Origin of the sequence: Ensifer sp. Root558 (genome assembly GCF_001427045.1) — a bacterium.
GTDB classification, from domain to species: domain Bacteria; phylum Pseudomonadota; class Alphaproteobacteria; order Rhizobiales; family Rhizobiaceae; genus Ensifer; species Ensifer adhaerens.
Map to the genome: position 1 here is coordinate 37585 of NZ_LMGC01000035.1, position 23619 is coordinate 61203.

Sequence of the window (23619 nt, forward strand, 5' to 3'; positions counted from 1 at the left end):
CGATCAAGGCGTAAAATCCACCAGCAAATAAGACGGTATCACGCCGGTTCGCATAGACTTCGAAGCGTGGTATCGAGGCAATCGTTAATGCGGTGCCGGGCGATCATGCCCGTGCGTCGCGGGTCAGTCTCCGGGGCAGGCAGCTTATGTTTCTTTCCGTCTTCGACGTGTTCAAGATTGGTATCGGGCCTTCGAGCTCGCATACGATGGGGCCGATGTCGGCCGCCAATCGCTTTCTCGATCTCATCCTTTCCGACGACTGGCCACGTCCGTCCCATGCCTCCGTTGCGGCAATCAAGGTGAGCCTGCACGGTTCGCTCGCCCACACCGGCATCGGCCACGGAACGGGCAGGGCGGTGATCCTCGGACTCGTTGGCGAACGCCCGGATCTCGTCGATCCGGATCGCATGGATGCCCTCATCGATGAGGTCGAACGCACGGGCCGCATTACACCGCCGGGCCATCCGTCCTACGAATTCCAGCCGAAGACCGATCTGGTCTTCGACAAGAAGGTGCCGTTGCCCGGCCATGCCAACGGCATGTCGTTTTCTGCCTTCGACCGCGACGGCCGCCTGCTGTTGAAGCGCATCTACTATTCGATCGGCGGTGGCTTCGTCGTGACCGACACGGAACTTGAGGCCATGCGCGCCTCGAAGAACAAGGCGACGGGCGTCAAGGTGCCGTTCCCGTTCTCCTCGGCCCAGGAAATGCTGGACATGTCGGCGCGCTCCGGCTTGACGATTGCGCAGATGAAGCGGGCGAACGAAGAGGCGACGATGTCGCCGGACGAACTGAACGCCGGGCTCGACCGCATCTGGGGCGCCATGAGCAATTGCATCGACCGGGGCTTGAGCCAGGACGGCATCATGCCCGGCGGCTTGAAGGTTCGCCGCCGCGCCCGCTCGATCCACGACAAGCTGCAGGAAGAGTGGCGTTCCAACAAGGCCAATCCGCTGCTCGCCAACGATTGGCTGAGCGTCTACGCAATGGCGGTCAACGAGGAAAATGCCGCCGGCGGCCGCGTCGTCACTTCGCCCACCAACGGTGCCGCAGGCGTGGTGCCGGCGACGATCCGCTATTACATGCATTTCCATGACGACGCCGACCAGGAAGGCATTCGCGACTATCTGCTGACGGCTGCCGCGATCGGCGGCATCATCAAGCACAACGCCTCGATTTCCGGCGCTGAGGTCGGCTGTCAGGGCGAAGTCGGCTCGGCGTCCGCGATGGCGGCGGCGGGCCTTGCTGCCGTTATGGGCGGTACCCCCGAGCAGATCGAAAATGCGGCCGAGATTGCACTCGAACATCACCTCGGTATGACCTGCGATCCTGTGGCCGGCCTCGTGCAGGTGCCCTGCATCGAGCGCAATGCGCTTGGAGCGGTCAAGGCGGTGACGGCCGCTTCTCTGGCGCTCAAAGGTGACGGCAAGCATTTCGTGCCGCTCGACGCCTGCATCGAGACGATGCGGCAGACGGGCGTCGACATGAACGAGAAGTACAAGGAAACATCGACCGGCGGTCTTGCGGTCAACGTTGTCGAATGTTGAGGCTTGCAAGCCTCTCGAAGCCCAGACGCCGGTGTATCGACCGGACGTATTGCGGTGATTGTGGATGAACGACGTCTGGCCGCTTGACCGCAACGGCCGGACGGGTGTTCAAAAAAAGCCATGTCTCTACATCTCATAAAGCTTTGCGTCGGAGCGGAATCGATCGAGGACCTGCGCGAATGGGTCTCGCGCAAGGCGATGGCGGCCATGGCCGCCGGCCTCGAGCCGCACTCGTTCCACACGACGCGCATGGTGCCCAAGCGCGTGGAGGAACTGCTGGAAGGCGGCTCGCTCTACTGGGTGATCAAGGGCAGCGTGCAGGCGCGCCAGCCGCTCATCGGCATCGAGACCTTTACCGACGGCGAAGGTATCGGCCGTTGTAATCTGCTGCTGGGTCCGGAAGTGATCGAAACCGAACTGCAGCCGCGTCGCGCGTTTCAGGGATGGCGTTACCTGACCGACAAGGACGCCCCGCGCGACCTGGCGTCGCTATCGGGCGGCGGCTCCGAGATGCCGCTCGAACTGCGGCGCGAACTGGCCGAACTCGGGCTTCTCTAGAAGTCCTATGCCGCGGGCATTTTGCTGAGCTCTTGGCAATCGAGCGGCAACCAACGCGTCCTTGAAGGTGTCGCCTGCTTTCGCACTCTTCTGCGCGCGCGAAACGGCCCTGCCGAGGCCGCACCATCATCCAGCCAGAAAGCAAAAAGGCGGCCGTGGCCGCCTTCCGGACTGTGAATGTTCAGGTGATCCGCATCTTCAGCGGATGGCGCCGGTTTGGCGCCGTCACGTGAAGGTGGATGCCGGCGCGCGGCTGGGTCGAGCGCCAGGCTCGAGCTCCGTGCGTCAAAAGCATGCCGACGAGATCGCGTGTCTTGGCCTTCGATCCATTGAGGCCGAGATCGGCGATGCGCATGGCCGCCTCGTGCAGGGGGTGCAGATTGATGCGCGACGGTTTAGCCCGTCGCCCCGGCAGCGGGGTGACACCCGGAACGTTCTCGTTCATTGCCATGTTTAACCTCGTTACGCTGTACAAATCCGAGGAAGGCGGCCGGAAAACAAACACATCCGGCCGCCAAATTTCGTCGTTACTGCTGGCTGGCCCAGCAGGAGATGCCTTTCTTCTTCAAGGCCTTGCAGGCGTTGACTGCCGAATTCTGGTCATCGAAGCCGCCGAAGCGGGCGCGGTAGACCTGGCCGAAGGCGACGGTGAACGGCTGCGCGTTGCGCAGTGCCTTGCCGCCCTTGTCCTTGGCGTTGCCGAGCAGCGTCATGGCCTGATCCTTGTCCGGAGTGGCACCGATCTGGATCACCCAGCCCTGCGGCTGCGCCGGCATCGGCTCGGCCTTTGCGACTTCAGCAGGCTCTGCCTTGGCAACAGCCTCTGCCTTCTTCGGCACGGAATTGGTGATCTGGGTGTCGACCATCGCTGCGGTCACAGGCTGGCGAAGCTTCAGGCTCTGCGCGTCGAGCGTGTTGGGAACGATCTTCGGAGAAAGGACAGGGTTGTCCGATGCACGCTTGTTGCCGGCATAGGCCATCTGCACGCTGCTGGCGCTTTCGCCGTTGTAGCGGAAATCCGGAACGGGACCGGTGTTGGGCAGGTCATGGCCAGCGGCGACGGCTGCGACGACCGGCGTCTCGGCAACGGGCGCTGCGGCTGCAACCTGGGTCTCTTCGGCCGGAACGGGGGTCGGCTTGGTCTCGGCAATCAGGTTGCCGTTGCCGCGACGCGATGCGTCCGGCATGTACTTCGCGACCAGGCGGCGCATCTGTGCATCGCGGCTGGCGCCCGAGGTGCCGCCCATGACGACGGCGACGATGCTGCGGCCGTCGAGCTGGGCCGAGGTCACGAGGTTGAAGCCGGAAGCGCGCGTGTAGCCGGTCTTGATGCCGTCGACGCCGCGCACATTGCCGAGCAGGCGGTTGTGGTTGCCGATGGTCTGCTTGCCGAAGCGAAAGCTGCGCGTGGAGAAGTAGTCGTAATACTGCGGGAAATGCTGGCGAAGCGCGAGGCCGAGGCGGGCCTGGTCGCGTGCGGTCGTGCGCTGTTCCGGATTGGGCAGGCCGTTGGCGTTGCGGTACGTCGTGCGCGTCATGCCGAGCGCGCGCGCCTTGTTCGTCATCATGCGGGCGAAGCGTTGCTCGGAGCCGCCGAGATACTCGCCAAGTGCCGTGGAGGCATCGTTGGCCGACCGTGTAACGAGCGAAAGGATCGCCTGTTCGACGGTGATCGACTGGCCGGCGCGCACGCCGAGCTTAGACGGAGGTTCCGCGGACGCATTTTTCGAGAAGGGAATCTGCGTGGACTTGCTGATCCGACCGGCTTCGAGCGCCTCGAAGGTGAGGTAGAGCGTCATCATCTTGGTGAGAGACGCCGGATAGCGCAGTTCGTCGGCATCCTCGCCATAGAGGATCTTGCCGGTCTTGGCATCGACGACGATGCCCGAATATTTGGGATTGGCGTAGGTCGACGCCGCAAAGCCGGGCAACACAAAGGCGACCGAGGCAATGGTGCCTGCCAGGACGACCCGCTTTACCATCTTTGAAAGAGCGCCGAACGGGCGCTTCGCGAGATCAAAAAAACCGGTTTGGGACACTACGCTGCTCTTTATTCTCATGTCATGGGGTTGTCCGGACGCCGCCTCCGGGAACGACCGTTCTCGAGACAGTATCGGCATAGCGTTACCAATCGGTTTATGATGAATGATTGGTTTCCGGAATCGGACGCATTCGTACAAAGACAATTCCGGTGTAGCGCAATGATGCGGTGCCTGCCTGCACCACATCAGTTGGACGAAATCAGGGCACGATTCGGCTTTTGATGAAAGCTGTAATCGCGTTGTCGATTTCCTTCCATTGCGGCAACAGTTTATTGGCGAAGCGGTAGAGGACGACGAGGTCCTTGCCGGCATGAATGTCGCGCTGGCAGTCGGCGCTGGTCGATATGGTTTGCGCGTCGGATTTCAGGCAGCGCACCACGTAGGGCGCCTGGCCTGTCCGCTCCGCAGTATAAAAGACTTCGCCTGCATAGCTGGAGGCAGCTTTGGTCGCATGTAAAAGCAGTCCGTTCGGCCCGCGGGATGGAGGGCCGTCGAAAACCTGCTTGTAGATCGGCTCCACCCGACCCGACATGTCGCGGGACATCGTGCTTTGCGAAATCTGCAGGAAGATCAGATTTTCAGGCGCGTCGACGTCGTTGAAGAGGTCGCGATTTTCGTCGCTGTAACCTTCAAGGCTGGGCCATGTCAGATAGACATCGACACGCCCGACGATCGAGGTGGCGCGTTGGGCCTCGAAGCGGATCATGTTCGCCGGCAGCCGCAGATGATCCTGTCCGATGAAGATATCGTAGGGCTCTCTGCTGGCGGTGTGACCGGCCAGCGCCAGGTTTTCGCCGAACCATCTTCCCGCGAACGCGATTGCCGCCGTCAGGGCTGCGAGCACAACAACGACCGCCGTCACCCGGTAGATGAAGCGGGCCGACAGCAGCGGCCGGAGTTCCGGTTCGTCTATCCCGTTTGGAGCGTTGCTCATGGTGGCCGTCCCGTCGCGTTGGCCGCGCCCAAGTCGAGTGTCGAGCCCCTGGTTGGCGGCGGACCGAAGTGTGGCGGACGCCGCTTGCCCGACGCTGGTCGAAGACGGTTAACTTTCGATGAATGCCCTATGCCCGCGTGCGTCCGGGGAGACAAGGCCGCATAAAAAAATGGCCGGTTCCGAGGGACACGGAACCGGCCGAGGCTCGGTCTGGACGGGGAAAATGGACTGACCGAGGCCCGTTGGGAGACGTCCGCCGGGTGGCGGCTCGCCTGTATTTCAGATCTTACTGCGTGCGAACGCTACCGACGGCAACGGTGCGGCCGTCCTGAAGCTTGACCCAGCGGCCGGAATGCTCGGTCGATTGGCGCTTGAGGTAGGTGTATTCGGTATCCGACCACAGCAGCACCTTGTTGCGCATGTTGTCGAGGATGAAGTCGCCGCGGTCGGTACGAACGGTGAGGACGGCATGGCCGTCGCCATTCGGCTGCAGCACGACGGTGATCAGCAGGTCGGATGCGGAGAAGCCGTTTTCGATCAGCTTGCGGCGCTTCAGGAGAACGTAGTCTTCACAATCGCCGACGGTTTCCGGATAGGACCACTTCTCTTCGACGCCATGGATTTCCATGTCGGTCATCGGAGTGATCGCCTGGTTCACGTCGTAGTTGATCTCGAGAATTTTCTGCCAGCCTTCGCGGGTCAGCACCATCGGGCCGCCGTCCTTGCCGTTGGAGGTGCACTCCGACGCATAGATCTTGCAGAACTCGTAGTGGCCGATCGGCGGGTTGGTGGAGCCGGTCACGACCATGTTGGCCGGAAGCGCCTGAGCCGTGCCGAAAAGGCCGCCGGTGAAAAGGACCGCAACCGCGATCAGCTTGGTGATTGTCTTGAGCATGATTGTCTCCCCGTTATGGTTCGACAATGGCACAGACGTTTTTATCGCTCGCGAACTTGCGAGCTAAAAACAAGTACAAATGAAAGTCGTATAAGAATAAAACAAGAATAGAATTTTATTTGTATTTGAATCGAATTTGAATCAAATTTTATCGATTTTAGCTCCGCCCGCTCGTGGAGGTGTAATTTGTTAAGCATTTAACCCGCTGTATTTGTTTGGGTATGCGCGAAACGAGCGACTGGGCGGTGCAAAAACTGCGGCGCGGCCACGGCAGGAGATGCATCTTTGCAGCGTCTGTACTTGCCACTTCGGGAGAGTTTTGACTTGAAATATGCGTTTTCGCTTGAATTCCACCGGAAAAATATTTGCGGACGACGAGAGCATTTTGATCGCGGCGCCGGACTTGTCTCGAAATGATCCAGGCGCGGATGCGGCGCGCTTCTTACTCGCGAAAACCGCTCCGGTTGCCACCGATCATCGTGTGTCTTCGGGCTCGGGGACGTAGGGCCTAAGCGAGCACGCCTTTAGCGCGTTCTCTCGGGCGTAGCCGAGCGGAGCGATGTGGGAGCGGGGGTTCTTTGCCGCACAAAAGAAGCACGAAGACGGTTTTATGTCTGAAGGACAGTTCGGGAGATGGGGGCTAGGAGCGTTGCTCAATGCAAGGCGGGTAGCCGAAGGACGGCGCAGGCGCGCCGTTAGAGGAATTCGGTCAGTGCCTCACGGGACTGGATGCCCAAGAACTCGATGGCGCAGCCTTCCTGGAAGTGACGGACGATCCGGCCCTTCATATTTCCCAGGAGGATGGCGGTTCCGATCGGCGGGCGGTTCTCGATGTCGACGGCAGCACCGGACAGCGAAAGGTCGATGATGCGGCACGGGAACTTCTCGCCGGTGTCGAGCGTCAATTCGGTTACCGTTTTGCGCGGCGCAAGGCGATCGTGGCGGCGGTCTTCGGGCAGGCCGAGCTCATGCTTGTTGGCGATCCAGGTGAGCTGGGCCGCGAGCTTCTCGCGCTTGCGCTCGGTCGCGTTGAGCTGGATGACGAAAGCGCCATCGGCGATGCGAGACACCGTGCCTTCGAGGCGACCGACGTGATCGACATAGGCGATGATGCGTTCGCCCGCGCGCGGCTGGGCCGGCGAGGAAAGCAGGACGTCGCCGGGCGACATGTCGATGGCGGTGCACTCGAACTCGTCACGATTGGCAAGCATCAGCCGCCCCGCCAGATTCACGGAAACGCGCTGGAACGCACCTTCGTGGTGCGGTTTCGGAGCGGTATTCTGTGCGTGCTGAAACGAGAACATGTTGACTCTGTGGCGACATAGCTTGGCTGGCGGAGCTTAGCCTTTTCAAGTTAATAGAAGGTTCGTCCTCCGGTTGGTCCCTGACATCATCTCGGGACAGTCGGCGCGATCAATCGCGGCGCCCGCCCTCGAGGATGCGGAGATGCCCGAACTGGCGGAATTCGCGCGAAAATGCGCCGGCGGCAGGCGATTTCGCAAAGGCATCGCTCTGTCGTTCGGTTTCCTCGTCGCGAAAAACAGCGGTCCGATCAGGGTCAAGAACCTTCATGCCCGTCGCATCGAGACATTCGATTGAGGTTGCATGCAACCAATACGGGCGGGAAAGAGGTGAGAGGGCGCCAAGGACCCGGTCACTTTCGCCTTCGCTGGAGGCAAGCGGCAAAAGCAGGGTTTCGATATCGACTTCCCGCGCGTCGGCGGTACGGCCCTTGGCCGAAAGCACGAGCGGCACACGGTGCGTCATGACCTGGCCGGTGATGCGCTGCGTTTTCGCCGCCTGGCTGCCGAGCCAGAGCATGCCGAATTGCCGCCCGCGCAGCTCCTGCCCGAAGAGGGCGCACACCTGGGTTCCCGCTAGGCGAAACGAGATGCCGGCATTGCGGTCGCGCTCGAGAATGAACAGGTTCGGCAGCAGCGTTCTGATGTCGGAAGGTTCAAGCTCGTCGCGGCGCGGAAGCTCGCGCTTCCCGCGAATGGTGTTCCAGTATCGGAAAAGCTCCGTCGTCGTATTGCTGCGCATCGCTTCTTTCATTCCATTCCTGCGGCCCGTTGTGTCCCGGTTCGAGACATCTTCGGCCATGCATTTCGGTTCTGAGGATTAAGGAGCGAAAACCGTGCCAGCCGGAAATTAAGGTTAACAAACGGTTTCCGTTGCAGTGCGCCGCCGCAACTGGCAGGGGAGGACATCACTTTACGAAGCGTTGTCTTCGGCACTTGAACTGGAGCTCGGATCTGAGCTTGGCGACCGTTCAGTTTTTGCTGGACGGTCTTTTTTTGTTTGCTTATGGCTGGTCGCCCCAACTCCAGTCCTAATTCCGGTGATGCCATGCCATTGCCGCGATCGCACAGGAATGTGTGGGCCGCATTGAGAGGAGAACACAGCAACCATGGAACGAGATCAGACGGCGACGCCACCGGAAGCAGAGCGCGACAGCGCCGCGAACCCGGCGCGCGAGCCGGCCTTCAATCTGCCGGCGGGGCTGACCTTCATCCTGCTGTTTCTGATCGCAATCCATGTTCTGCGAACCTACGTGCTGCCGCCGGCGATCGATCAGGAGATCATCTTCAACTTCGCCTTTCTCCCGGCCCGCTACGATCACCCATTGGCCGAGCAGGGGCTTGCCTGGCTGTGGAGCCCCGTCACCTATTCCTTCCTGCATGGAAGCTGGGAGCATCTGATCTTCAACATCTTCTGGATGGTGGCCTTCGGTGCGCCGGTCGTGCGGCGGATCGGCATGGGGCGTCTCGCCGTGTTCTGGTGCCTGTCGGCGGCGGCCGCAGTCGCGCTGCATACGGCGTTTCACTGGGGGGAAATGATCGTCGTCGTCGGCGCTTCCGGCGTGGTGTCCGGATTCATGGGGGCTGCCGCGCGCTTCGTCTTTTCGCCGAGCGGACGCATCAGCCGGCAGTTTGCCCATCTCAATCGCCGGCTCGACGTCGGTGAGGCTCTGGCCAACCGCTCGGTTGTGGTCTTCGCCGCTATCTGGTTCCTGACCAATTTCCTAATCGGCCTTGGCATGTTTACCCCCGGCGGAGCGGGCAGCGTCGCCTGGGAAGCGCATATCGGCGGCTTCCTCTTCGGCTTTCTGCTCTTCAGCCTTTTCGATCCGCGTGACTGACGGAGCGAAAGATCGGCGGACGGCGCTTGTGAGCGCTTGATTTCCCCAAGGCGCTGGCGCACCATTTGTTACGGTCGCCCGTGATCGAAAGACTGGGCGACCCGTGTAGGCCGGGTATCGAATGCCATCCGCGTCTGAGGAGCACGCGAGACGGCTTTCGCAAGCGGCCAGGGTACAGGTTCCATCGCCCGACCGTACCGCACGTGAGATGGCTGGACCTATCCCTGCCGACCCGGTGTTGTCGCAACGGGAGATGTGCGCATGTCAGTAAAAGCCATACTCGATGAAAAGGGCCGGAATGTCGTAACGGTCGGCCCTCAGATGACAGTCCAACAGGCTGCCATCCTCTTGCGTGACAATCATATCGGTGCGGTCGTCATCCTCGACGCGGACGATCAGATCGCAGGCATCCTCACCGAGCGCGACATCGTCGCAGCGATTGCCAAGCAGGGTTCGACCTGTCTCGAAAGGCCGGTGGCAGCGGTCATGTGGCAGAATGTCTATTGCTGCACCGAGGACATGTCGGTTCAGACCCTGATGGAAATGATGAGCAAGCTCAGGGCCCGTCACCTGCCGGTCGAAAGGAACGGCCAGCTTGCCGGCATCGTCTCGATCGGTGACGTGATCAAGCATCACATCCGCGCCATCGAGCACGAGACCGAACAGATCAAGGCCTATATCGCCGGCTGAGAGAAAAGGGCGGCATTGCGCCGCCCTCTTAATCCCCCTGGGAGCCGCGAAGCACCCGTGTGTTCAGGATGCACCCTGGGCGACCGGTAAGTGCGCCGCCGCGTATCGCGGCTTTCATGCCGGGCACGCTCCGTCAGCGAACGAGCACTTCCTGCATGCGGCGAATTTCAACCAGCCTCGCTTTTGCCTCGTGGTAGCCGCGATCGATTGCTTCGCCCGCGCGATGGAATTCCGAAAGACCGATGTCGTTGAGTTTCGGGTGCAGCGCCAGGTCCGGCGGGTCGCCGGCAAGCCGGGCGCGGGAAATCCGGTCCTGGATGATGTTGAAGGCCTGGACCATGACGCTGGTCATGCCGAGGCGCGACTGGTGCGGCGCTTCCTTGGCGGGCGCATCCAGGGATTCAGCGCCGGCGCTGTGTTTGACGACGGCCGAGCGGCCATAGAGATCGTAGTTGAGGTTCACCGCGACGACGAGTTGCTGCTCATGGGCGCGGCACACCGAAACCGGAACCGGATTGACGAGCGCGCCATCGATCAGCAAGCGTCCATTCGCCTTGATCGGCTCGAAGATGCCGGGCAGGGCGTAGGAGGCCCGGATCGCGGTGATCAGCGATCCCTTTTCAAGCCACACCTCGTGGCCGCTGTGAACTTCCGTTGCAACGGCAATGAACGGCCTGTCGAGGCCTTCGATGCTGAGGCCTTCCAGATGCTCCTGCATGCGCTTGGTGAGCCGCAGGCCGCCGAAAAGGCCGCCGCCGCCGATGGCGAAATCGAGCAGGCCGGCGATCCGGCGTACGGTGAGGGAGCGGGCGAAGGCTTCGAGTTCGTCGAGCTTGCCGGCAAGATAGCAGCCACCGACGAGCGCGCCGATCGAGGTGCCGGCGATCATGCCGACTTCGATGCCTTCTTCGTCGAGCGCGCGCAGCACGCCGATATGGGCCCAGCCGCGCGCGGCACCGCCGCCAAGCGCGATTGCGATCTTCGGTTTTTGCGGAGGTGGCGCCGGTTCAGGTGGCGTTGTCGAAATCGATGTTCCGTCCGGTCCGGACAGATCCGTAATCTGATTGTTACGCGTAAACGTCCAATTCAACATCCGGCACCTCCAACACCGCCGAATACTCCGCAGCGCGACACGTCGATGAGAATGCGCGAAGGTCGCTGTGGCAATTCATCGCTGACTAAACTTCCAGGGGTCGGGATTGATCCTGGAGAGAGGCAATTTCATGCGCGCGTCCTGGGGAGGCTCCGCCAAGCCGGCGCCGGTGCTGGCCTTGTCCGCTTCATTGCTGAAAGACTGGCACCTTTGTCTAAGGTATATCACCGATCCCACCGACGATTGCGGCACGACCGATAAACATTGGATACAGTTTGCAATACAGTTTGGAACGAGATCGTTCCGATTGCGCCGCATCCCTGCTTAAGGATTAGGCGCCCGGTTGGTTTCCAAAATATAAATATAGCATGCACCCGCGCCAAAAAGATGCGCGATGCTTAATTTTTATCATAGATCTCGGCGGGGTCGAAATGCCTGTGGTCGTCGGTGATTTTGACCGAGGCCTTGCCGTCTTCGGTGCCGACGGTGCGGTAGAAACAGGAGCGGCGGCCGGTATGGCAGGTCGCGTCGTGGCCGGCGACGGAAACCTTCAGCCAGATCGCATCCTGGTCGCAATCGGTGCGGATTTCCTTGACCGCCTGCAGGTTCCCGGAGCTTTCGCCCTTCTTCCAGAGGCTCTTGCGCGAGCGGCTGTAGTAGTGGGCCACGCCGGTCTCGATCGTCAGGGCCAGGGCCTCCGCGTTCATGTGGGCGACCATCAGCAACTCGCCGTCCCTGACGTCGGTGACGACGGCGGTGATCAGCCCCTTTTCATCAAAACGGGGAGTGAAGGCCGGACCGGTTTCCAGTTCGGCCTTGTCTGAGGAGGGAGCGTCGAAGGTGAGCGTCATGGAAAGGCTCCGTCTGTCGGAGCCTTACTTGAAGCCCCTGATCATCGTCATGAACCGCGCCTGCTCGGCCGGTTCCGTCTGGAAGGTACCCGTAAATGTGGTCGTCAGCGTTGTCGAGCCTTGCTTCTGCACGCCGCGCATCGCCATGCACATATGCTCGGCTTCGATCATCACGGCAACGCCGCGCGGGGCGAGCGATTCGTCGATCGCCCTGGCGATCTGCGCCGTCATCGATTCCTGCGTCTGCAGTCGGCGGCCGTAGATATCGACCACGCGGGCGATCTTCGACAGGCCGAGCACGCGCCCGTTCGGCAGGTATGCGACATGCGCCTTGCCGATGATAGGCACCATGTGGTGCTCGCAATGCGAATAGAACGGGATGTCCTTGACGAGCACCATATCGTCGTAGCCGGCAACCTCCTCGAAGGTGCGGCCAAGCACGTCTTCGGCAGCCAGATCATAACCGCTGAAAAGCTCGCGGTAGGACTTGGCCACGCGCGCGGGCGTATCCAAAAGCCCCTCGCGCTGCGGGTCTTCGCCAGCCCAGCGCAAAAGAACGCGCACCGCTTCCTCGGCCTCCTTCTGGGTGGGGCGGCCGCTCGCATCGTCGAGCACAGGAAAATTCTTCACTATGGCATCCATAATGGCCTCTTTTAGCAATACGGGATTGCTTGACGTTTTATCTTTCGGACAACTCGCCACTGGCCATTCGCCTAACCCTGCAGGCTTGGGTTCCGTTGGCGGGCTCCGGGGCTTTCCGGTCCTGGCTTAGCAGTGCACTGGACCTTCCGGCACGGTTTCCCAAACAACAGGCGACATTGTTCCTCTTGCGGAACTGTCGCCCCAACACGACATAGCATATAGTATGGTGCCATAGAGATGAAAGAGGCGGAGCGTGTCGCGTCGTGCTTTTTTCCCGTCTACCGGAGAAAATCATGCGTCGATCACTCAAAACCGCGAAAAATCAGTCGGATCGCGTCAAATGATGGATGACATCTACAACAGCCGAATTCTCGAATTCGCCGGCAACATTCCCCGTATCGGGACGCTCGGCGATGCCGATGCGGACGCGACGGCGCATTCCAAGCTGTGCGGCTCCAAGGTGCATATCTGGCTGAAGATGGATGGCGACGTCGTCACCGATTTTGCCCATGACGTCAAAGCCTGCGCGCTCGGCCAGGCGTCGTCCTCGATCATGGCGCGCCATGTCGTCGGCGCCGGGGCTGAGGAGATCCGCCAGGCGCGCGAAGACATGCTGGCTATGTTGAAGGCGGACGGTGAGGGGCCTTCGGGCCGTTTCGAGGATATGCGCTTCCTGCGTCCGGTGAAGGACTACAAGGCGCGCCACGCATCGACCATGCTAACCTTCGATGCGGTCGTCGATGCCATCGAGCAGATCGAGGCCAGGCGACTGCTCGCGGCCGTCTGAGATGTGCGGCGAACCGAATTGCCGACACGCTGCACATGAAAAGGCAGCGCCAGCGGTCCGTGGCCGAAACTGGTCGGGCCCCTTTCGCAAGACCCCCGGGCGGCTCGCCGGCATGGCGCTGATCCGCGCCTATCAGCTCACGCTTTCGAGCTTTATCGGCAATTCGTGCCGACACCTGCCGACCTGTTCGGAATATGGCTATGAGGCGATTGCCCGCCACGGCTTCTGGGCCGGAGGCTGGATGACGCTGTTTCGCGTGGCGCGCTGCGGGCCGGGCGGAACGCATGGTTTCGATCCTGTGCCGGAGCGGCTTGAACCGCGCCTCGTATGGTACGCGCCGTGGCGCTTTTGGCGGCCGCGGCCGAAGATTGGATGACCGCCATGCCCATGCCGATGGAGTATCGTCAGGCTTCCTTAGACTTCGAGCGCTTCCTTCTCGATGCCCGCGACTTGGCCGGGCTGCAGACGACGAACCAGGCCTATACGATGGTCCAGGCGGTACTGCAGACGTTTCGGCGCCGGCTCGAGATCGAGGATGCCATTCTGTTTGCCGACATCCTGCCGCCTGTCATCCGGGCGATCTTCGTTGCCGAGTGGGACCTTGAAGAGCCGCGGCTCCCGTTTTCGGGTCGCATCGCCATGACCCGCGAGGTACAGGCGCTGCGCCCGGATCACAATATTTCCCCGGACGGCGCCATTGCAGACGTCGCTGGCGCCTTGCGTCGCAACATCGACGAGGCGAAACTCGACCGGGTGCTCGCGCGGCTGCCGGCGGGCGCTGCGGATTTCTGGCGCGCCTGACAAGGGGAATGATGAACAGCTACGTCGCCTTGCTTTACAGCATCGTTCTCGGGCCCGGCCGCCGGGTCGTCATGGCTGACCTCAAGAAGATGGCTGAAGGGCTCGGCTATCAAGCGCCGCGGACGTTGGTCGCAACGGGCAATCTGGTGTTTCAGACCGGACAAACGTCCACTCGGGACCTCGAAATGCCGCTTGAGAAGGCCTTTGCCGAGACGTTTGGCCGGCACGTCGACATTCTTGTCCGGTCGGGCGCCGATTGGCAGACGCTTGCCGCAGCCAATCCCTTCCATGAGGAGGGCGAGGCGGACGCGACGCAGGTTCATGTCCGGGTGATGCGCGAACCTTTGACGGAAGCGGCGCTCCAAGGGCTTCGGCGCTACTGCACCGCCGGCGAGCGACTGGCGATCGTCGATGGCGATCTCTGGGTGCATTTCCCGGGCAAGGCGAGCGAATCGAAGCTGCTCGGCGCCATGACCACCAAGCGGCTGGGCATCGGGACGTTCCGCAACTGGAACACCGTGAAGGGGCTTTGCGAGATGCTGCGCAGCTAGCGTCCGCCGCAGCCTTTGCCTTTACTCACTTTCGAAAACCCTTTATCAGGCTACGGCGTATTTCCGCGGGTCGTCCTTCGGCTCGGGGAAAAACACGCAGCAAAAGCACTACAGCGATCTCTGCGCGTCTGACGGATGCGACGCTGTATCGTCAATTCACCGGCCTTGCCGGTCAACCATACCACCCGCATTCGTTGGCGGGACTGGATAGGAGATCACTATGTCGAATCCTGTTTCCCTTACATTTCCTGATGGCTCGGTGCGCGAATATCCCTTCGGCACGACCGGCCGCGACGTGGCAGAATCGATTTCGAAGTCGCTCGCCAAGAAGGCGGTTGCGATCGCGCTCGACGACGAGCTGCGCGATCTGTCCGATCCGGTGACTAATGGTCGCCTGGAAATCGTCGTTCGTGACGACAAGCGCTCGCTCGAACTGATCCGCCACGATGCCGCGCACGTGATGGCGGAGGCCGTTCAGGAACTGTGGCCAGGAACGCAGGTGACCATCGGCCCGGTCATCGACAACGGCTTCTATTACGACTTTGCCCGCAACGAGCCCTTCACGCCCGACGACCTGCCGCTCATTGAAAAGCGGATGAAGGAGATCATCGCCCGCAACAAGCCTTTCACCAAGGAAGTCTGGTCGCGCGATAAGGCCCGCCAGGTTTTTGCCGAAAAGGGCGAGGCCTACAAGGTCGAACTCGTCGACGCGATCCCCGAAGGGCAGGATCTCAAGATCTACTATCAGGGCGACTGGTTCGATCTTTGCCGCGGCCCGCACATGGCCTCGACCGGCCAGATCGGCACCGCCTTCAAGCTGATGAAGGTGGCCGGCGCCTATTGGCGCGGCGACAGCAACAACGCGATGCTGACCCGCATTTACGGCACCGCCTGGCACACCCAGGAAGAGCTCGACCAGTACCTGCACGTGCTCGCTGAAGCCGAAAAGCGCGACCACCGTCGCCTCGGCCGCGAAATGGACCTGTTCCATTTCCAGGAAGAAGGCCCGGGCGTCGTCTTCTGGCATGGCAAGGGCTGGCGCATGTTCCAGACGCTGGTTGCCTACATGCGTCGCCGGCTCGCCAACACCTATCAGGAAGTCAACGCGCCGCAGGTGCTCGACAAGTCGCTCTGGGAAACCTCGGGTCACTGGGGCTGGTACCGGGACAACATGTTCAAGGTGACCGTTGCCGGTGACGAGACCGACGACGAGCGCATCTTTGCGCTGAAGCCGATGAACTGCCCGGGCCATATCCAGATCTTCAAGCATGGCCTGAAGTCCTATCGCGAACTGCCGGTGCGCCTCGCCGAGTTCGGCAACGTTCATCGCTACGAGCCGTCGGGCGCGCTCCACGGGCTGATGCGCGTGCGCGGCTTCACCCAGGACGACGCGCATGTCTTCTGCACCGACGAGCAGATGGCGGAAGAATGCCTGCGCATCAACGACCTCATCCTCTCGGTCTACGAGGACTTCGGCTTCAAGGAAGTCGTGGTCAAGCTCTCCACCCGTCCGGACAAACGCGTCGGTTCCGATGAGCTATGGGATCGCGCCGAAAGCGTGATGACGGACGTCTTGAAGACGATCGAGGCGCAGTCGGAAGGCCGAATCAAGACCGGCATTCTGCCGGGCGAGGGCGCCTTCTACGGTCCGAAGTTCGAGTACACCCTGAAGGACGCGATCGGTCGCGAATGGCAGTGCGGCACGACCCAGGTCGACTTCAACCTGCCGGAGCGTTTCGGTGCCTTCTACATCGACAAGGAATCCGAAAAGCGCCAGCCGGTGATGATCCACCGCGCGATCTGCGGCTCGATGGAACGCTTCCTCGGCATCCTGATCGAGAACTTCGCCGGCCACATGCCGCTCTGGGTTTCGCCGCTGCAGGTCGTCGTCGCGACGATCACTTCGGAAGCCGACGACTACGGTCGCGAGGTTGCCGAACTCCTGCGTGATGCAGGGCTGACTGTAGAGACCGACTTCCGCAACGAGAAGATCAACTACAAGGTCCGCGAACATTCGGTCACGAAGGTTCCGGTCATCGTGGTCTGCGGCAAGCGCGAAGCCGAAGAGCGCTCGGTCAACATCCGCCGTCTGGGCTCGCAGGCCCAGACCGCCATGTCGCTCGACGAGGCGATTGCATCGCTTGCGCTCGAAGCCATGGCGCCGGATCTCAAGCGCAAGGCAGAAAAGAAAGCTCGGGGTTGAGACCCCGAGCACTTGCTTTGTCAGCAAACTGTCATATTAGCGGAATATCCGGATAAGATCGTATCCATCGGAGATTTCCGTGCAGTTCAAAGAGCTGTCCTACGCCAATGAGAACGACCGGCGCCTGAAGCGCTGGTTCATTCGCTCCATGGAAGGCCTGTCGGGCCGCAACCGCTATGCCAAGCTTTATACGCGCTGGCGGTCCGACATCGTCGGCAAGAGCGAGCGCGTCTTCGGGGAGATGTTGCAGCTCATCGATGTGACGCTGCAGACAAAAGGCGAGTGGCCGCCGCGGAACCTGCCCGATACGCCGATCGTCATCATCGCCAATCATCCTTTCGGCATCGGCGACGGCATCGCCGTGCTGGCGCTTGCCGAACAGCTCGGCCGTCCCTTCCGCGTCCTCATCAACAACGAACTGCTGAAGGTGCCGGAAATGGCGCCTTACTCGCTGCCGGTATCGTTCGAAGAGACGAAGGAGGCGCTGGCCGTCAACATGGCGACACGCCATGAAGCGCTGCGACTGCTGAAGGAAGGCGTGACCATCGTCATCTTCCCGGCCGGCGGCGTGGCGACCGCGCCGAAGGGTTTTGGTCGGGCCGAGGACCTGCCGTGGAAGATCTTTCCGGCAAAGCTCATTCAGGCGGCGCGGGCGAGCGTGATCCCGATCTACTTCGAAGGGCAGAACGGCCCGTTCTTCCACCTGGCGAGCAAGATTTCACTGACGCTGAGACTGTCGCTCTTGATCCGCGAATTCCGGCGTCTGTCCGGAACGACGATCGCGGCGCGCATCGGCGGCGTGCTCACGCCCGAGGATCTCTGTGCCTGTGGCGATCGCAAGGACCTTTTGGCGCGCATCTATGAAGCGGTCTTTTCCATGGCGCCGCCGCGTCGGCGGTTCATGCGACGGGCAGGCTGACGTTAGGTCAACTGCGTTCCGTTACGTCGAAGCTCAGTCCTGTGCTTCCGACACAACGCTCGCATTGGTGTTCGCATTGTTGCCGCCGCTGCTGAGCAGCACTTCCACGTCCATATTGACGCCGGCCTTCACGGTGAAGTCGCGCTCGTAGATCTTGTCCTTGTAGCGCGCCACGGCGGAATAGCTGCCTTCGAGCAGGACCTGCGTCGGGAAGGCGCCGTTGGCTTCGCTCACCGTATCGCCGGCGGAGGTGAGGATCGTCCAGGCGGTGTTGGCGATCGCTTCGCCGCCCGGTTCCGAAACCAGCTTGAGCGTGAGCTTGGCGGCGCGGTGCTGCATGGTTGCTTCGGTCAGCTTGCCCGCTTCGACCTGGATGTCTGCCGCGGTCGAGGCGTTGGTCGTGCCGCCATAGCTGGAGGTCACGTGATAGGTTCCGGCACCCAGCCGGACCACCGTGTTCGGCTTGACGTCCTCGACAATGAGCGCCCGTTCGCCGTCGCTCTTGGTGTCGGCGGAATAGACGTCGAAGCTGAGTTCGGCCGGTGGGATGCGCACGTCGCTGCCGGAGACCGCATTGAGCTTCATGCCGCCGGCATCGAGCACCAGCACCTGCTTGTCGAGCGCGCCTTGCTCCGGCACGCGGACCTTGCGCGTGGCCGAGGCGCGTCCAAAGGAGACATTGACGAAATATTCGCCCGGTACCAGATTGAACGCTGTCGAGCCGCCTTCCGACGTTGCGAGAAGCGGCAGCTTGCCGTCGCTTCCGGGGATCGGGCTGAACACACGCCAGGTGAGCCCAGCTTCGACCGGTCCGCCTTTTTCGGTCAGCAGCGCCTCGAGCTTGATATCCTTCAGCGTGCCGTCCGCCAGCGGATCCGATGTCATCGGGCTGAAGCCCGTCAGCTTCGGCATCTTGCGCGGGCCGGCGATCGAGGGGAAACTTTCAAACGCCTGGGTCGCATCCTCTGCGAACACATTTCCCGTAGCGGTGCCGGCGACAAGGATCGCAAGACCGGTCTGAAGGAAAATACGAGAGCGTGCACGCATGAGAACAGTTGACTTCCTGACTGAGTGACTCCACTTGGGACGCCGGTATGGCATTTTCGTGGCTGCCTGTGGGGCGGCAAATTAGTGGAATTCATCTGACATGAAAACCGAAATTAAGCTCGTCGACTACCTGACGTCCCGTCGCTCCATCCCCGCTTTCCAGATGGGAGGTCCCGGTCCCGGCAAGGCCGAGGTCGAGGAAATGCTGAAGCTTGCTTCGCGCGTGCCGGACCACGGCAAACTCGCGCCCTGGCGCTTCATCGTCTATCGCGGCGAGGAGAGGGTACGCATCAGCGCCAAGCTGAAGGCAATGGCGCTTGAGCTGAAGCCGGATCTGTCGGAAGAGATGATCAAGGTGGAGGAAACTCGCCTGTCGCGTGCGCCTGTGGTCGTCGCCGTCGTCAGCACCGCCGCGCCGCATTTCAAGATCCCGGAATGGGAACAGGTCATGTCCGCTGGTGCCGTCTGCCTCAACCTGCTGATGGCCGCCAACGCCCTCGGTTACGCATCCAACTGGCTGACCGAGTGGTATGCTTTCGACGAGCGCGCCTATCCGCTGCTGGGCGTGAAGCCGGGCGAGAAAATTGCTGGCTTCATCCATATCGGTACCGCCATGGTGCCACCGACGGAGCGGCCGCGGCCGGAGCTGGCCGAGATCGTCACCTGGGTTGGCGAGGAAGCCTGATGTTTTACGATACGACCTCGAACAGTCACGGTCTGCCGCATGATCCTTTCAAGGCGATTGTTTCGCCGCGGCCGATCGGTTGGATTGGCACGCGGTCGGCCGAGGGCGCGCTGAACCTCGCGCCCTATTCCTTCTTCAATGCCATCAGCGACCGGCCGAAGCTCGTGATGTTTTCATCGAGCGGCTATAAGGATTCGGTTCGCAACATCGAGGCAACCGGCGAGTTCACGGCGAGCTTCGCCAGCCGTGACCTGGCGGCCGCCATCAACAAGACGTCGATCCCGGCGCCGCATGGCGAGAGCGAATTCGAGATCGCCGGATTGACGCCGGTCGACGGCGCGCTGGTTGGGGCGCCGTTCGTCGGTGAAGCCTATGCCGCGCTCGAATGCCGGATGACCGAGATGTTCCAGCCCAAGGATCTGGATGGTGCATTGTCCGACAACTACGTCGTCATCGGCCAGGTCGTCGGCATCCACATTCGCGAAGATGCGATCCGCGATGGCCGTTTCGACATGGCGACGGTCAAGCCGCTCGCCCGCCTCGGCTACATGGACTATTGCGACGGCGGCGACGTCTTCCAGATGACCCGCCCGACGCGCTGACGGTTACCGCGCCGGCTCGGCGTCATACGCTGCCGGCGATGACTGCTTGCTCGGGCGAGCGGCAGACGACCGAAGCGAATCCGTCGTTACTGCTTTGTGAAAGCGCCCAGCGTGTGGCTGCAGCATCGGCGGTGGGCGGCAGCACCTCATAGGCGCGGATGCCGGCGTCATGGGCCCTTAGCACCACATTGGCGCGACCCGCGAGCACGGGCGCGGCCACGCCCTGATGCGCGGCACTCGCCGGCTCCTTGCAGCCGACTGCCTTTGCCAGCGCCGAGCCGTTGAAGATCAATCCTTCCAGTCGCTGCGAGCACCCCGCCAGTGTGTGCGGCGACAGCAGGCCTTCGGGTGCTGCGCCGTATTCGGCGTAAATCCGGGTGCGATTGGCTGGAAGGCCAATCCTTGCTTCGGCAACCCGCAGCATCACGTCGAGCTTCTGTATGTCCGCGCGGCCGCGGCATCCGGTAAGCACGACGCCATCGATGCCGCTATCAAGCAGCCGGTGTACGTCGTCTTCATGGAGCAGCCCTACCGGTTCCACACAGGCGAGCAGCGCGAGATCGCGTCCTTCCATCCGGGCGAGGCCAAGACGCGTTTCGTGGCCGAGGCCGGCAGTCAGGATCAGCCCAGCCAATGTGTTGAGAACGCTCACGTCCAGGCTAAGCGCGTCGTCGTCCGCAAACAGCAGCGGCCTTATGGTTTGGAGGCGGTTAACAGACATGGTGAACCAATCTTAAACCTTTGCTCGCTAGGCTCAGAACATCGGTGGCATTGGCGTGGTCTAGTGGGGCGTAGGTGATCATACAAGCATTTCTTCGCTGGGTGGAAACGGCGAGAACAGGCGAACGCATTCGCGCCGCCAGCGCGCTCGGCCGCGCCTATGTTGACGCGCAACTGAATGGCCTCGATCGTCGCGCCGCCGAGATGGCGATGACCTTCCTGCTGGACGATCCGTCGCCCAAAGTTCGCCTTGCCTTGGCCGAAGTCCTTTGCGGTTGCTCTTCCGTGCCGCGCGCCATCATTCTTGGTCTTGCCGGGGACCAGCCTGAAATTGCCTATCTCGTCGTTTCGCATTCTCCCGTCCTGACCGACGACGACCTGGTCGACCTCGCGGCTCGGGGAACGCTGGAGACCCGCGCGCTGATCGCGGCGCGCAGTTTCGTTTCGCGCGGGGTCGCCGCTGCGATCGCCGAAATCGGCGACGAAGACGAAATGCTGATCCTGCTCGAAAACCCCGGCGCTCTTCTGTCGCGCCGTTCGCTGAAGCGCATTGCCGAGCGTCTTGGCCATTCGGCTTCGGTTCGTGACCTGCTTCTTGCGCGCAACGACCTGCCGAGTGCCGCCCGCCACGCGCTTGTCGAAGAAGTCGGTGCAGCACTTGCCGCCTTCGGCCTCGTACAGGTGACGATTGGAGAAGGTCGCGTGCAGCGGGTCACCCGCGAAGCCTGCGATATCGCCGCCGTCGGCATGGTTGGAACGACGGCCGTCGAGGAGCTGCCGGACCTCGTCACGCATCTGCGCGAGACCGGCCGCCTGACGCCCGCCTTCCTGCTGCATGCGCTCGTGACCGGCCGTGCAGAGTTTTTCTCGGCCGCAATCGTCGACCTCTCCGGCGTCAGCGAAAAACGCGTGCGTTCCATCCTGTCCGGTGGGCGCGTCCACTCGATCCGTGCCCTGTTCGAAAGCGCCGGGCTCGGCCGCGACGTCAGCGAGACGTTTGCGACAGCGGTCCTCCTGTGGCGTCAGGACGGGCCGGGTTCAATCGGCGGCCACGCGACGGTCTCGGCAGAACTGCTCGTGCGCCTGCGACGTGGACGGGCAACATCGCCGACCGACGCAGCGATGATCGATCTGCTCGAGCGCCTGGCATTCGCCGAGGAACGCCAGTCGGCCCGTGACTACGCGGAACTTGCCGCACGCCAGGCCGCCTGATCGCGACCCGCTTTAGCGAGGAATGGACCCATGAACGCGAGGACCGCGACCGTTGCCGTGACCGGAATCGGCGGTTTTGTCGGACGGCACGTCGCGCTCGCCTTGCTGCGCGAAGGTTATCCTGTGCACGGCACGGTTCGCGCGCTCGGGCGCGCCGAGGAGATCGAGCGATCCATTCGCGCGGCCGGTGGTACGGATGCCGCGCGCCTGACGTTTGGAGAGGCGGATCTCCTGGAGGAGCGGGGCTGGGCTGAGGCCTTTGCCGAGGTTTCCTACGTCGTCCACACCGCCTCGCCATTTCCGGTTCGCTTGCCTGCCAATGAAGATGAGCTGATCGGGCCGGCCCGTGACGGCACGCTGCGTGTGCTCAGGGCAGCCCATGCGGCCGGTGCCAAACGCGTCGTGCTCACGTCGTCGGTCGCCGCGGTCATCTACGGGGCAGGGCGCGCGCCGTTTACGGAGGACGATTGGACCGATCCGCAGTCATCGCTTGCGACACCCTACTACCGCTCCAAGACCTTCGCCGAACGCGCGGCCTGGGACTATGCGGCTGACAGCGGCCTGGAGCTTGTGGTCATCAATCCCGGAATCGTCCTCGGGCCGGTTCTTGGCCATGAGATCGGCACATCCGTCGCCGTGGTGCGCAACCTGCTCAAGGGGAACTATCCCGCCTTGCCGAAGTTCGCCGTGCCGGTTGTCGACGTCCGCGACGTGGCGGATGCGCATGTGCAGGCCTTAAGCGTCGCCGCAGCGGCAGGCGAGCGTTTCCTGATTGCGGGAGAGGCGCTTTCCCTTGCGGATATCACGGCCATCCTCCGGCGCAGGTTCCCTGAACATGCGGGCAGGCTTCCGAGGTTCGTGCTGCCCAATTGGCTGGCAGGGCTTGCCGCCCCCTTCGATGCGGGCCTGCGCCTCATCGTGCGCGAACTCGGGCATGACCCCCGCATTTCCAACGAAAAGGCGCGCCGTGTTCTCGGGTGGCAGCCGCGCTCTGCCGAAGAGGCCGTCGTGGCCTCGGCGAACAGCCTGATTTCGGCCGGCCTCGTCTGAGGCGTGCTTGGCGCGTCAGTCGGTAAAGCGGCGCGCGACCCAGGAATAGCCATCTTCGACATAGCGCACCGGCTTCGTGACGATGGTCTTCAGCTTCTCCCGATCGGGGATGGCGCCCGACAGGAAAGCCAGCGTGCGTTTCGGCAATCCTTGCTCGGGTTCCGGCTCCGCTGCCGGAACGGGCAGCGCCTGGTTCTGCTGGGCGCCCGGTGGCGGCGCGGGGATTTCGGCGACGCTGGGCGCCGAGCTCTCGCATACCGCAACGACGACCGGATAGTTCGCATTGGAAAACTTCGGCAGTTGCGCGTTCGAAGCCGTGTCGCACTGCGCGATCGATGGCCAACTGCCGTTGACCGTCGAGATGTACTGGCATTGGCTGACGTCGTGGTCGCAGCCGAGAATGGTCATGACTATCAGCGCCGCTTGCATCGCATTCCCATCGTCTTTGCAGGTTGTGGTGGATCAACCTATGCCTGCATGATTCTCCTCGAAATAGGGCGATGCTGCCGGCAGCGCGGAACAAATTGTTTCAGCCTGTTAGGCGGATTGATGGGGAGGCATACGAGCCTGCGCCATTTGACGTATTGGTCCGGGCGTAGGCCGGCGGTAGTTTGGCGCAAAACCACGCCTGAATGAAAAGGACGACCG

The 23619-nt window shown here is 62.1% G+C and carries 26 protein-coding genes; 14 read left to right on the forward strand and 12 right to left on the reverse strand.

All coding sequences use genetic code 11. The features are described 5' to 3' along the window. The first annotated feature begins 146 nt into the window (after positions 1–146). Positions 147–1547: an L-serine ammonia-lyase gene (locus ASD63_RS26515; RefSeq protein ID WP_034795990.1), complete on the forward strand. Its 1401-nt coding sequence runs from the start codon at positions 147–149 to the stop codon at positions 1545–1547. Positions 1548–1667: 120 nt separating this feature from the next. Further along, entirely contained in the window at positions 1668–2105 is a 438-nt protein-coding gene (locus ASD63_RS26520; RefSeq protein ID WP_034795986.1) for a DUF1489 family protein, read from the forward strand. A gap of 181 nt (positions 2106–2286) precedes the next feature. Here ASD63_RS26520 and ASD63_RS26525 read toward each other — a convergent pair whose 3' ends face one another. The 6 genes from ASD63_RS26525 to ASD63_RS26550 all read right to left on the reverse strand — a co-directional run bounded on the left by ASD63_RS26525 (position 2287) and on the right by ASD63_RS26550 (position 8031). Next, positions 2287–2556 (reverse strand): hypothetical protein, encoded by a 270-nt coding sequence (locus ASD63_RS26525; RefSeq protein WP_060530018.1) that lies wholly within the window; start codon positions 2554–2556, stop codon positions 2287–2289. A 76-nt stretch (positions 2557–2632) separates the two neighbouring features. After that, complete coding sequence (locus ASD63_RS26530; protein WP_034795980.1) at positions 2633–4165, reverse strand: SPOR domain-containing protein; 1533 nt, start codon at positions 4163–4165, stop codon at positions 2633–2635. 181 nt (positions 4166–4346) lie between these two features. After that, entirely contained in the window at positions 4347–5081 is a 735-nt protein-coding gene (locus tag ASD63_RS26535) for a hypothetical protein (protein WP_034795976.1), read from the reverse strand. A gap of 286 nt (positions 5082–5367) precedes the next feature. Further along, entirely contained in the window at positions 5368–5976 is a 609-nt protein-coding gene (locus tag ASD63_RS26540; RefSeq protein WP_034795974.1) for a transglutaminase-like cysteine peptidase, read from the reverse strand. Between the two features lie 695 nt (positions 5977–6671). Continuing rightward, complete coding sequence (locus ASD63_RS26545; protein WP_034795971.1) at positions 6672–7280, reverse strand: PilZ domain-containing protein; 609 nt, start codon at positions 7278–7280, stop codon at positions 6672–6674. Positions 7281–7389: 109 nt separating this feature from the next. Further along, positions 7390–8031, reverse strand: coding sequence for a PAS domain-containing protein (locus tag ASD63_RS26550; protein WP_234798738.1), 642 nt, complete (start codon positions 8029–8031; stop codon positions 7390–7392). A 355-nt stretch (positions 8032–8386) separates the two neighbouring features. On the opposite strand from ASD63_RS26550, the gene ASD63_RS26555 reads away from it, so the two are divergent. Together ASD63_RS26555 and ASD63_RS26560 are read left to right on the forward strand one after the other, a co-directional pair. Continuing rightward, positions 8387–9118, forward strand: a complete 732-nt coding sequence (locus ASD63_RS26555) for a rhomboid family intramembrane serine protease (protein ID WP_060530019.1) — start codon at positions 8387–8389, stop codon at positions 9116–9118. Positions 9119–9379: 261 nt separating this feature from the next. Beyond that, a complete protein-coding gene (locus ASD63_RS26560) occupies positions 9380–9808 on the forward strand; it encodes a CBS domain-containing protein (RefSeq protein ID WP_034795965.1) in 429 nt (142 codons plus the stop codon). Positions 9809–9941: 133 nt separating this feature from the next. On the opposite strand, the gene ASD63_RS26565 is transcribed toward ASD63_RS26560, so the two are convergent. From ASD63_RS26565 to folE, 3 genes are all read right to left on the reverse strand, one after another. After that, positions 9942–10901, reverse strand: coding sequence for a patatin-like phospholipase family protein (locus ASD63_RS26565; protein WP_034795962.1), 960 nt, complete (start codon positions 10899–10901; stop codon positions 9942–9944). A gap of 398 nt (positions 10902–11299) precedes the next feature. Beyond that, positions 11300–11752 (reverse strand): phosphoribosyl-AMP cyclohydrolase, encoded by a 453-nt coding sequence (gene hisI / locus ASD63_RS26570; RefSeq protein WP_034795960.1) that lies wholly within the window; start codon positions 11750–11752, stop codon positions 11300–11302. 24 nt (positions 11753–11776) lie between these two features. After that, positions 11777–12394 carry a GTP cyclohydrolase I FolE gene (gene folE / locus ASD63_RS26575; protein ID WP_034795957.1) on the reverse strand — a complete coding sequence of 206 codons (618 nt, stop codon included), beginning with the start codon at positions 12392–12394 and terminating at the stop codon, positions 11777–11779. Positions 12395–12734: 340 nt separating this feature from the next. On the opposite strand from folE, the gene ASD63_RS26580 reads away from it, so the two are divergent. The 6 genes from ASD63_RS26580 to ASD63_RS26605 all read left to right on the forward strand — a co-directional run bounded on the left by ASD63_RS26580 (position 12735) and on the right by ASD63_RS26605 (position 17655). Continuing rightward, complete coding sequence (locus ASD63_RS26580) at positions 12735–13181, forward strand: iron-sulfur cluster assembly scaffold protein (protein ID WP_034795955.1); 447 nt, start codon at positions 12735–12737, stop codon at positions 13179–13181. A 1-nt stretch (position 13182) separates the two neighbouring features. Beyond that, positions 13183–13557 carry a membrane protein insertion efficiency factor YidD gene (gene yidD, locus ASD63_RS26585; RefSeq protein WP_034795951.1) on the forward strand — a complete coding sequence of 125 codons (375 nt, stop codon included), beginning with the start codon at positions 13183–13185 and terminating at the stop codon, positions 13555–13557. Continuing rightward, positions 13554–13982 (forward strand): DUF2267 domain-containing protein, encoded by a 429-nt coding sequence (locus tag ASD63_RS26590; protein ID WP_034795948.1) that lies wholly within the window; start codon positions 13554–13556, stop codon positions 13980–13982. The genes yidD and ASD63_RS26590 overlap by 4 nt, the downstream gene beginning before the upstream one ends. An 11-nt stretch (positions 13983–13993) precedes the next feature. After that, a complete protein-coding gene (locus tag ASD63_RS26595) occupies positions 13994–14533 on the forward strand; it encodes a DUF1697 domain-containing protein (protein ID WP_034796039.1) in 540 nt (179 codons plus the stop codon). A 220-nt stretch (positions 14534–14753) separates the two neighbouring features. Further along, a complete protein-coding gene (thrS, locus tag ASD63_RS26600) occupies positions 14754–16736 on the forward strand; it encodes a threonine--tRNA ligase (protein WP_034795946.1) in 1983 nt (660 codons plus the stop codon). 79 nt (positions 16737–16815) lie between these two features. Next, the gene (locus ASD63_RS26605; RefSeq protein ID WP_034795943.1) at positions 16816–17655 is read left to right on the forward strand and encodes a lysophospholipid acyltransferase family protein; all 840 of its coding nucleotides are present in this window, start codon (positions 16816–16818) and stop codon (positions 17653–17655) included. A gap of 33 nt (positions 17656–17688) precedes the next feature. Here ASD63_RS26605 and ASD63_RS26610 read toward each other — a convergent pair whose 3' ends face one another. Then, positions 17689–18702, reverse strand: coding sequence for a hypothetical protein (locus ASD63_RS26610; protein WP_034795940.1), 1014 nt, complete (start codon positions 18700–18702; stop codon positions 17689–17691). 100 nt (positions 18703–18802) lie between these two features. On the opposite strand from ASD63_RS26610, the gene ASD63_RS26615 reads away from it, so the two are divergent. Next, on the forward strand, positions 18803–19387 hold the full coding sequence (locus tag ASD63_RS26615; protein ID WP_034795936.1) for a nitroreductase: 585 nt from the start codon (positions 18803–18805) through the stop codon (positions 19385–19387). Then, entirely contained in the window at positions 19387–19989 is a 603-nt protein-coding gene (locus tag ASD63_RS26620; protein WP_034795932.1) for a flavin reductase family protein, read from the forward strand. The genes ASD63_RS26615 and ASD63_RS26620 overlap by 1 nt, the downstream gene beginning before the upstream one ends. 22 nt (positions 19990–20011) lie before the next feature. Here the strand turns inward: ASD63_RS26620 and ASD63_RS26625 are convergent, their stop codons facing one another. Beyond that, positions 20012–20710, reverse strand: a complete 699-nt coding sequence (locus tag ASD63_RS26625; RefSeq protein ID WP_034795930.1) for a hypothetical protein — start codon at positions 20708–20710, stop codon at positions 20012–20014. Positions 20711–20784: 74 nt separating this feature from the next. Here ASD63_RS26625 and ASD63_RS26630 point away from each other — a divergent pair, with 74 nt between their 5' ends. Further along, entirely contained in the window at positions 20785–21921 is a 1137-nt protein-coding gene (locus tag ASD63_RS26630) for a DUF2336 domain-containing protein (protein WP_034795928.1), read from the forward strand. Between the two features lie 30 nt (positions 21922–21951). Continuing rightward, positions 21952–22971, forward strand: a complete 1020-nt coding sequence (locus ASD63_RS26635; protein ID WP_034795925.1) for an aldehyde reductase — start codon at positions 21952–21954, stop codon at positions 22969–22971. Between the two features lie 15 nt (positions 22972–22986). Here ASD63_RS26635 and ASD63_RS26640 read toward each other — a convergent pair whose 3' ends face one another. Beyond that, entirely contained in the window at positions 22987–23400 is a 414-nt protein-coding gene (locus ASD63_RS26640) for a hypothetical protein (protein ID WP_034795922.1), read from the reverse strand. Positions 23401–23619 lie beyond the last annotated feature (219 nt).